The organism is Mesorhizobium sp. M7A.F.Ca.US.002.01.1.1, from assembly GCF_004022955.1.
GTDB classification, from domain to species: domain Bacteria; phylum Pseudomonadota; class Alphaproteobacteria; order Rhizobiales; family Rhizobiaceae; genus Mesorhizobium; species Mesorhizobium ciceri.
The window spans coordinates 1-8,608 of sequence record NZ_RZQE01000244.1 but is presented as its reverse complement, the minus strand read 5'-3'; the positions used below and the strand labels follow the sequence as shown (position 1 = coordinate 8,608).

The following is an 8,608-nucleotide window of genomic DNA, read 5'->3' as shown; positions in this document are numbered from 1 at the left end:
GATCAAGGCTGCGCAGTAAGCGGCGGCACATCAGAGACCACGGCCGACGGCGGGTTTCCGCCGTCGGCCGCTGAATGCGGTACCCAATCGTGTCCTCAACCAGACTTCGTTCCTCCTTGCTGATGGCCCCGGCGCTGGCCTGGCTCGCGGCCTTGATGGTGGTGCCGTGCGCGCTGGTACTGGCGCTCGCCTTCTTCCGGCGTGGCATCTATGGCGGCATCGAATACACCTTCACGCTGGAGAATTTCGGCCTGGTCTTCGACCCGCTCTATGCCGGCATCTTCCTCAATTCGGCGCGCATCGCCGGCACCGCGACCCTGATCGCGGTGGTGATCGGCTATGCTGCCGCCTACGCGATATCGGCGGCACCGCGCCGGTGGCAGCCAGTGTTCCTGTTCTTCGCCGTGCTGCCGTTCTGGTCCAACTATCTGATCCGCACCTATGCCTGGATCGTGCTGCTCAACCGCGAAGGCCTGATTACCCAGCTGCTGCGCTGGTTCGGCTACACCGGCGAGCCGCCGTCGATGCTCTACACCGAAGGCGCCGTCATCGCCGGCCTGGTCTATAACTACCTGCCCTTCGTCATTCTCGCCTGCTACGCGCCGCTGTCGCGACTCAACCCGGAACTCGCCGAGGCCTCGCGTGATCTCGGCGCTTCGGCAGCCACCACGTTCCGTCGTGTCATCCTGCCGCTGACCGTACCGGGCATCGCCGCCGGCGCGGTCTTCGTCTTCGTGCTGTCGATCGGTAATTTCGTCACGCCCGCGCTGCTCGGCGGCGGCCGCTTCCAGATGATCGGCAACCTCGTCTACGACCAGTTCCTGACCGCCAACGACTGGCCTTTCGGGGCGGCACTGGCGATGGCGCTGATTGCCATCATGCTTCTGGTACTGATGGCGCAAGCGCTGGCCGCCAATCGCGCCTCGGGTCACGTCACGCAAGCCGGCGGAGACACCGATGGCTGAGCGCTCCCCTGCCACGCGGCGCACGCTCTGGCTCGTGCTCAGCCTGGTCTTCGCTTTCCTCTACATCCCGATCGCCGTGCTGGTGGCGCTGTCCTTCAACGAAGGCGGGTTGCCGACGGCATGGTCGGGATTCTCCCTGAAATGGTATGTCTCGCTGGCCTCGAATTCGGCGATCCTGTCCGCGGCCCTCAACACGCTGATCGTGGCGCTGGTCTCGACCGCGATCGCCACTCTGCTCGGCACGCTGCTGGCGATCGGCATCGAGATGCGCCGGCAATACGGCAAGGCCCTCGAAGCGCTGATTTTCGCACCGATGATCATTCCCGACATCGTGCTGGCGATCGCGCTGCTCTCGTTCTTCTCCATGCTCAATCTAACCATGGGCCTGCACACCATCATCCTCGCCCATGTCGTCTTCAACCTCGCCTTCGTCTGCTCGGTGGTGCGCGCGCGGCTGAAGAGTTTCGACTGGTCGATCGTCGAGGCCTCCGCCGATCTCGGCGCCTCCGCGCTCACCACCTTCCGGCGGGTGACATTGCCGGTCATCGCGCCGGCGGTGATTGCAGGGGCGCTGCTCGCCTTCACGCTCTCGGTCGACGAGTTCATCATCGCCTTCTTCACCGCTGGCGCCGGCCGCGCCTCGACGACGCTGCCGATGCAGATCTACGCCATGATCCGCTTCGGCATCACGCCGGAGATCAACGCGCTGGCGACCATCGTCATGGCGGTCTCGATCACCGCGCTGACCCTGTCGCAGCGGCTCAACCGTGGGATCATCGGCCAATGAGCGAACCCCGCACTCTGCTGGCCATCGATCATGTGTCGAAGAATTTCGGCAGGGTGATGGCCGTCGACGGCATCTCGCTCGACATCCGCGAGAACGAGTTCTTCGCTTTGCTCGGCCCGTCCGGCTGCGGCAAGACCACGCTCTTGCGCATGCTGGCCGGTTTCGAGACGCCCAATGACGGGCGCATCCTGCTCGACGGACGTGACATCGCCAAAACCCCGCCCAACAAGCGGCCGGTCAATCTGATGTTCCAATCCTATGCGCTGTTTCCGCATATGAGCGTTCGCGCCAATGTCTCCTACGGCCTGGAGATGGAACGTTTGCCAACAGCTGAAATCCGCTCCCGCGTCGATGCCATCCTGGCGACGACCGAGCTCGTCCCCTTCGCCGACCGCAAGCCGGAGCAATTGTCGGGCGGCCAGAAGCAGCGCGTCGCGCTTGCCCGCGCGCTGGTCAAGCGGCCTCGCCTGCTGCTGCTCGACGAGCCGCTCGGCGCGCTCGACAAGAAGCTGCGCGGCGCCATGCAGCTGGAATTGAAGCGCCTGCAGCACGAGGTCGGCATCACCTTCGTCATCGTCACCCATGACCAGGAGGAATCGCTCGTCATGGCCGACCGCATGGCGGTGCTGAAAGACGGCAGATTGCTGCAATGCGACACGCCGCACGCGATCTACGAACACCCCGCCGATCGCTTCGTCGCCGACTTCATCGGCGTGATGAATTTCGTGCCGGGCCAAGCCGCCGTCGATGGCGTTGTAGCCACGAATGGCGCACGCATATCAGGCAAGGTTCCGGCAACGCTCTCGCCCGGCGCATCCGCTGTCGCTTCGGTGCGCCCTGAGCGCATCCGGCTATTCCCATCGGCGGAAACCGCCAACCGCATCACCGGCACGGTCGAGGCGCTGGCCTATCAGGGGCTGGACCTGCAGCTGCATGTCCGCACGCCCCTGTCGCCAAAGCCGTTCCTGGTGCGCGTCACCGCAGATGCCGCCGACCGCCGGCCGGTCTCGTCGGGCGACCAGGTCGAACTCGGCTGGGATGCCGCCGATGTCAGAATTTTCGCAGAATGACAGGAGAAGCCTGATGGCGCAGAAGACGATCGCGTTTTTTCCAGAAGCCGCCTACGGCCCGGCGCTCAATTCCGTCGGTATCGCCCAGGCAGTCGAAGCGCGCGGCCACAAGGCGGTGTTCCTGTCCGACCCCGGCTTCGTCGATGTCTACAAGGGCTACGGCTTCGAGGCGCATCCGGTGAACCTGTCGGAGCCGATGCCGCCCGAGCAGATGGCGAAATTCTGGGAGGATTTCATCAACGGCCATATCCCGAACTTCCGCAAATCGCCCTACGACCAGGTCGACAACTACGTCAAGGATTGCTGGACGGCGATCGTCGACAGCGCCAAATGGGCGCAGAAAGATCTGCCGCGCGTTCTCTCAGCCATCAAGCCGGATGTGATCTGCGTCGACAACGTCATCCTGTTCCCGGCCATCAAGCAGTACGGCAAGCCGTGGGTGCGCGTCATCTCCTGCTCGGAAAACGAGATCGAGGACGAGGACATCCCGCCCCATCTCTCCGGCTGCGGCGAGAACGACCATGCCGGCCACCAGCGCTACCGCGACCACTTCAATGCGGTGATCAAGCCGATCCATGACGACTTCAACGGCTTTCTCACCGCCAACGGCGAGGCGCCCTATCCGATCGGCCAGTTCTTCGAAGCCTCGCCCTATTTGAACCTGCTGCTCTACCCCGAAGCGGCAAAATTCAAGCGCCGCCATCCGCTCGACCCGGCAAGGTTCCAGTATCTCGAAGGCTGCGTGCGGCACGAAAAGCCGTACACGGTGCCGACCTTCGCCAAAAACAATGACGGGCCGCTGCTCTACGTCTCCTTCGGCAGCCTCGGCGCCGGCGATGTCGAGCTGCTGAAGCGCATCATCGCGACATTGGGCAAGACGCGCTACAGGGCTCTGGTCAATGTCGGCGGCTACAAGGACCAGTACACGGACGTGCCCGGCAACGTCATTGTCGACAGCTGGTTTCCGCAGCCCTCGGTGATCCCGCAGGTCGATGCCGTCATCCACCATGGCGGCAACAACTCGTTCACCGAGTGCCTCTATTTCGGCAAACCGGCCATCATCATGCCCTATGTCTGGGACGGCCACGACAACGCCACCCGCGTCGAGGAAACCGGCCACGGCTTCGGCATGCCGCGCTACGACTGGACCGATGCCGAGCTGGTTGCCAGGATCGAGACCTGCCTGACCGACCCGGTGATGAAAGCCAAGCTGGCGAAGACATCGGCGCAGATGCACGCGCAGAATGGGCCGGAGAAAGCGGCCGGGTTGCTGGAGACGCTGCTGTGATTGAGATGCGGAGCCCAGGCGCCCCCCTCTGGCCTGCCGGCCATCTCCCCCTCAAGGGGGGAGATTGGATTTCGCGGCGGCTTTCGCCAATTTTCAACGCTGAAGAAGAGACACAGAAGCCAAAGTTGCCAATCTCCCCCCTTGAGGGGGAGATGTCCGGCAGGACAGAGGGGGGCCTCGTAGAGCGAAAACGGGGCGGGATTGAGCGCCCAAATGATGGAGCACGCTCATGACCTCCTCCGCCCCACACCTCCACCAGGCCTCCACCCGAACCGACCTCGTCGACTGGGGCGCCCAACCCGACGCATTGGAAGGAGCATCGCACTCGACCGGCAGGCTCGTGCACAAAGGCCCGAACAACCAGCCGGAATCCGGCATCTGGGTCTGCACGCCAGGCCGCTGGCGCCTCAGTATCCCGCGCGACGAATTGTGCCATTTCGTCGCCGGCCGCGCGACCTACCGGTCGGATGTCGGTGAGGTGATAGAAGTCTCCACCGGCACCGTGGTCATGTTCCCTGCCGGCTGGAGAGGCGAATGCACCGTGCATGAGACGATGCGCAACGTCTACATGCTGGCGTGACCACGGAGCTTGATGACATGTCGACACCGCACTGGCCGAAGGCTTCGGCCGTGGAATTGGAAGACTGGGGCGCGGGCAGCAACACGCTCGCCGGTTCGCCGCGCGCTTCGGGCAAGATCCTGGCGCAGAACCCGGACGGATCGAGCGAATGCGGCCTGTGGGCGTGCACGCCGGGCACGCGCAAGGTCACCTTTGGCGCCGACGAATTCTGCCACTTCCTGTCGGGACGCGGCAGCTATGTCCATGACGACGGCGAGGAGATCGCGGTCGAGGCCGGCACGCTGGTATTCTTCCCCGCCGGCTGGACCGGCATCTCCATCATCACGCAAACGCTGATCAAGGCTTTCATGTGCCGCTGAGCACTCATTTCCAAGGAATCGATATGACAACCCCCATCATGAAATCCCCGCTTACCATTACCGACCTCGTCGACTGGGGCGTCATCCCGACCATGATCGAGAGCCAATCCCATACCTCGGGCAAGCTGCTGTACAAGGGGCCGGAAGGCCGCTCCGAATGCGGGCTTTGGGTCTGCACTCCGGGCAAATGGCACTGCCATGTCACCCGCGACGAGTTCTGCCATTTCCTCGAAGGGCGCTGCACCTATGTGCATGAATCCGGCGAGGTCATCGAGATCGAGCCGGATACGGCAGCGTTCTTCCCGCAGGACTGGAAGGGCGTCTGCACCGTCCATGAGACTATCAAGAAGGTCTACATGATCCGCTGAACCTTCTCGATAATTCTGCCCTGCCGGACACCTGACGCGGCTTTCTGCGCTTCCGGTGCTCACGGACTAAATGTCCGCTGCGCTCCGGTTCTCGAAAGCCACGCCATCTGCCTCGGCAGGACGAATTCTCAAAAAGGCTCCATAAATGGAGAAGGACAAAATGGATTTCTCTCCTGACCGGCCAACCTTCTTCGTCAATCCGGACTACCGGTCGATGGCCGGCGCGGCAAAACCGGTGATCGATCCGGCGACGCTGGAAACCGTCGGCGCTATCTCTGCTGCGACAGACGGCGAGATCGATACCGCACTCACGGCCGCGACGAAGGCGCAGGCCGCCTGGAAGAAGCTCGACGCCAAGAGCCGGGCCAAGCATCTGCATGCCGTCGCCAACGCCATCGAGGCGGCGGACTTCACGCGTTGCGCCGAGCTGATGGTGCGCGAGATGGGCAAACCCTACCCCGAAGCGATCGGCGAGATCGCCAATTGCGCGCCGATCTTCCGCTACTATGCCGAGATGGCGCGCGACGATGCCGGCAAGATCGCCGGCACGACGCAGGCCGGTTCGTTCCAGTATGCGCGCTACGAACCTTACGGCGTCTCCGTACACATCATGCCCTACAATTTCCCGATCCTGCTGATGTGCTGGACGGTCGCCGCATCGCTCGCCGCCGGCAATGCCTGCATCATCAAGCCGGCCGAGGCGACGACGCTGTCGACGCTGGACTACATGACCGTGTTCCGCTCGCTGCCAGAGGGGCTGGTCTCCTGCCTGCCCGGCGGAGCGGCCACAGCGCAGGCGCTGATCGCCTCCGACCGCACCCATGCCGTTGCCTTCACCGGCTCGGTCGCCGCAGGCAAGGCGGTGGCGGTGGCCTGCGCCGAACGCATGAAGCCTTGCGTCATCGAGGCCGGCGGCAGCGACCCGCTGATCATCAGCGAGCATGCCCCGCTCGAGATCGCGGCGGCCGGCAGCGTCACCGCCGCCTTCCACCTCACCGGCCAGGTCTGCACTTCGGCCGAGCGCTTCTTCGTCGTCGATTCCGTGCATGACCGCTTCGTCGCGCTGTTCGCCGAAAGGACGCGGGCGCTGCGCATCGGCAACGGCATGGACAAGACCGAGATCGGCCCGCTGGTCAGCGAAAGCGCGCGGACCAAAGTCATGCGCCTTGTCGACGATGCGATCGCTCATGGCGCCGAGGCGGTGACCGGCGGGCGCATCCCGCCGGCGCACAACACCGGCTGGTTCTACGAACCGACCATCCTGACCGGCGTCACCCCTGATATGGCGATCGTGCGCGAAGAGTGTTTTGGACCCGTCGCCGCCATCTGCCGGGTCAGGGATTTCGACGAGGCGATCCGGCTTGCCAATGACAGCCCGTTCGGGCTCGGCGCTTCGGTGTTCACATCGGATCTGGCCGAAGCCCACGAGGCGGCGGAACGGCTCGAAGCCGGCATGGTCTGGGTCAACAACCCGCTGATCGACAATGACGCCCTGCCGTTCGGCGGCTGGAAGGCCTCGGGCCTCGGCCGCGAACTCGGACGCCAGGGCCTCGACGCTTTCCGCCGCTCCAAGATGGTGATCATCGACCACAAGCCCGCGATCCAGGACTGGTGGTACCCCTACCCCGACAGCTGGTTTCGCGAGACCGGCGGCCGCAAGCATGTCTGAGTGTTTCGAGCCTGGCTATCCCTGGACGCCAGCTCGGTGGCTATCCCTGGATAGCCAGCCCGACCATGAGCGGGAAAGGCAATGCCGCCGAGTGAAACCCGGCGGCATTGCCTTTGACTGACCACTACCGTTTCGGCGGCGGTTCGTTACGGCGTCGTTTCCGTCTGCATCGCGGCAGCCGTCTGGTCGATCTTGCCGGCAAGGACGTCTTGAGCCCAGGACGTGACCGCAGCGTCGACGGGCTTGTTGGCCATATCCGCCAATGCCGCGTCGAGCGATGCATCATCGGTGCCGACCGCGGCCGCAGCAGCAGCAGCGTTGTCGGCAGCGACCTCGGCCTGCAGAGCAGCTATCTTCCCAGGCAGGGCCGCCTGATCTTCGGGCGACATCGCGGCAATCTGATCGGGTGTCAGGGACGTCAGCGCATCCAGCTTAGCCTGTGCTGCGTCGGCGGCGGCCTGAGCGACCTTGGCTTTGGCGGACTGCGTCACGAATGCCTGAAGGGCGGCGAATTTCTTGCTCTTCGAGTTCATATAGGCATTGATGTTGCGCTTCAGCGAGCTCACCCGGCCAAGCTTGGCGTGGATGTTCTTGCCTTTGGGCACGGACGAGACCTTGGTGGTCTTGTCGACCGTGGTGTCGTCCGCTTTGGCCACCTGGCCGGGGGCCGACGACGACTTGCCGTGCGAAGCGCCGCTCTTGCCATTGCCGCCGTTGCCATTGCTACCGCCGTTGCCGTGCCCGTTGCCTCCGGCATTGCCACCGCCGTGCCCATTGCCGGCGAGCGCCGGAGATGCCAGGAGCGCCAATGCGGCAAGCGCCGCCAGCAGAGTTTTCCGGTTTGTCATGGTAATCTCCTCGGGAATCGTCGCCCTGGCCCGACCGCTAAGCGACCGTCCTATGAGGAATTCCTAATAGTGCAGAGTAAACTTTAGACAAATGCTGTCTCAATACGCGATCTGGCACCCGGCCAGAAACTTAACCTACTGATATCAAACACAAATTCGCACTCTTGGACGGCCATGGCACTGAAGTCCCATGCCGGCAGGACTATAGTCCTGCCGGCAAGCAGCGGCATGGGTGAAAGTCTTTGCGTGGTATATCGGACAAGCTTTGAAAACAGGGGAGTTGATAGCGAAAGCAAAAGGCTCAGCCGATACTTTCACCGCCGTCGATTACCAGCGCCTGGCCGGTCATGAAGGATGAACGGTCGGAGACAAGGAACAGGATCGCTTCGGCGATCTCATCGGCGCTGGCCCAGCGGCCCATCGGGATCTTGGTGCGGACATAGGTTTCGATCGCCCCGCGTCCGCCCATCTGGGCGATGAACGGTTCGTTGAACGGCGTGTCGACCCAGCCCGGACAGAGCGCGTTGATGCGGACATTGTGACGGGCATAGTCGAGCGACATCTGCCGTGTCATCGCCACCACCGCATGTTTGGAAGTTGCGTAGGCGATCATCTCGCGGTCGTAGAACACGCCCGAATTGGAGGCGGTGTTGAGGTTGACCCCGCCGCTCCGC

At 63.6% G+C, this 8,608-nt stretch carries 10 protein-coding genes; 8 read left to right on the top strand and 2 right to left on the bottom strand.

From position 1 onward, the window contains the following. The first annotated feature begins 122 nt into the window (after nt 1-122). The 8 genes from EN932_RS21780 to EN932_RS21740 all read left to right on the top strand — a co-directional run bounded on the left by EN932_RS21780 (nt 123) and on the right by EN932_RS21740 (nt 7,086). Nucleotides 123-965, top strand: a complete 843-nt coding sequence (locus EN932_RS21780) for an ABC transporter permease (protein ID WP_027163033.1) — start codon at nt 123-125, stop codon at nt 963-965. Then, nucleotides 958-1,752 (top strand): ABC transporter permease, encoded by a 795-nt coding sequence (locus tag EN932_RS21775; RefSeq protein WP_063169496.1) that lies wholly within the window; start codon nt 958-960, stop codon nt 1,750-1,752. The genes EN932_RS21780 and EN932_RS21775 overlap by 8 nt, the downstream gene beginning before the upstream one ends. Further along, nucleotides 1,749-2,822: an ABC transporter ATP-binding protein gene (locus EN932_RS21770; protein WP_024504743.1), complete on the top strand. Its 1,074-nt coding sequence runs from the start codon at nt 1,749-1,751 to the stop codon at nt 2,820-2,822. Before EN932_RS21775 ends, EN932_RS21770 begins: the two co-directional genes overlap by 4 nt. A 13-nt stretch (nt 2,823-2,835) precedes the next feature. Next, on the top strand, nt 2,836-4,110 hold the full coding sequence (locus EN932_RS21765; protein WP_127369095.1) for a glycosyltransferase: 1,275 nt from the start codon (nt 2,836-2,838) through the stop codon (nt 4,108-4,110). Between the two features lie 229 nt (nt 4,111-4,339). Further along, nucleotides 4,340-4,690, top strand: a complete 351-nt coding sequence (locus tag EN932_RS21755) for a cupin domain-containing protein (RefSeq protein WP_127369096.1) — start codon at nt 4,340-4,342, stop codon at nt 4,688-4,690. Nucleotides 4,691-4,707: 17 nt separating this feature from the next. Beyond that, nucleotides 4,708-5,049 (top strand): cupin domain-containing protein, encoded by a 342-nt coding sequence (locus tag EN932_RS21750; protein WP_127369097.1) that lies wholly within the window; start codon nt 4,708-4,710, stop codon nt 5,047-5,049. 23 nt (nt 5,050-5,072) lie between these two features. Next, nucleotides 5,073-5,417 (top strand): cupin domain-containing protein, encoded by a 345-nt coding sequence (locus EN932_RS21745; RefSeq protein WP_127369098.1) that lies wholly within the window; start codon nt 5,073-5,075, stop codon nt 5,415-5,417. 160 nt (nt 5,418-5,577) lie between these two features. After that, the gene (locus tag EN932_RS21740; protein WP_127369101.1) at nt 5,578-7,086 is read left to right on the top strand and encodes an aldehyde dehydrogenase family protein; all 1,509 of its coding nucleotides are present in this window, start codon (nt 5,578-5,580) and stop codon (nt 7,084-7,086) included. A gap of 146 nt (nt 7,087-7,232) precedes the next feature. Here EN932_RS21740 and EN932_RS21735 read toward each other — a convergent pair whose 3' ends face one another. Then, nucleotides 7,233-7,934, bottom strand: coding sequence for a hypothetical protein (locus EN932_RS21735; RefSeq protein ID WP_127369099.1), 702 nt, complete (start codon nt 7,932-7,934; stop codon nt 7,233-7,235). 301 nt (nt 7,935-8,235) lie between these two features. Next, nucleotides 8,236-8,608 (bottom strand): SDR family oxidoreductase (locus EN932_RS21730; protein ID WP_128369063.1); only part of this gene is annotated, 373 nt, incomplete at its 5' end.

What these genes read in the sequence shown, in the direction of transcription:
- EN932_RS21745 (WP_127369098.1), top strand. Translation starts at nt 5,073, where the DNA reads ATGACAACCCCCATCATGAAATCCCCGCTTACCATTACCGACCTCGTC.
- EN932_RS21765 (WP_127369095.1), top strand. Translation starts at nt 2,836, where the DNA reads ATGGCGCAGAAGACGATCGCGTTTTTTCCAGAAGCCGCCTACGGCCCG.
- EN932_RS21740 (WP_127369101.1), top strand. Translation starts at nt 5,578, where the DNA reads ATGGATTTCTCTCCTGACCGGCCAACCTTCTTCGTCAATCCGGACTAC.
- EN932_RS21780 (WP_027163033.1), top strand. Translation starts at nt 123, where the DNA reads ATGGCCCCGGCGCTGGCCTGGCTCGCGGCCTTGATGGTGGTGCCGTGC.
- EN932_RS21770 (WP_024504743.1), top strand. Translation starts at nt 1,749, where the DNA reads ATGAGCGAACCCCGCACTCTGCTGGCCATCGATCATGTGTCGAAGAAT.
- EN932_RS21750 (WP_127369097.1), top strand. Translation starts at nt 4,708, where the DNA reads ATGTCGACACCGCACTGGCCGAAGGCTTCGGCCGTGGAATTGGAAGAC.
- EN932_RS21775 (WP_063169496.1), top strand. Translation starts at nt 958, where the DNA reads ATGGCTGAGCGCTCCCCTGCCACGCGGCGCACGCTCTGGCTCGTGCTC.
- EN932_RS21735 (WP_127369099.1), bottom strand. Translation starts at nt 7,934, where the DNA reads ATGACAAACCGGAAAACTCTGCTGGCGGCGCTTGCCGCATTGGCGCTC.
- EN932_RS21755 (WP_127369096.1), top strand. Translation starts at nt 4,340, where the DNA reads ATGACCTCCTCCGCCCCACACCTCCACCAGGCCTCCACCCGAACCGAC.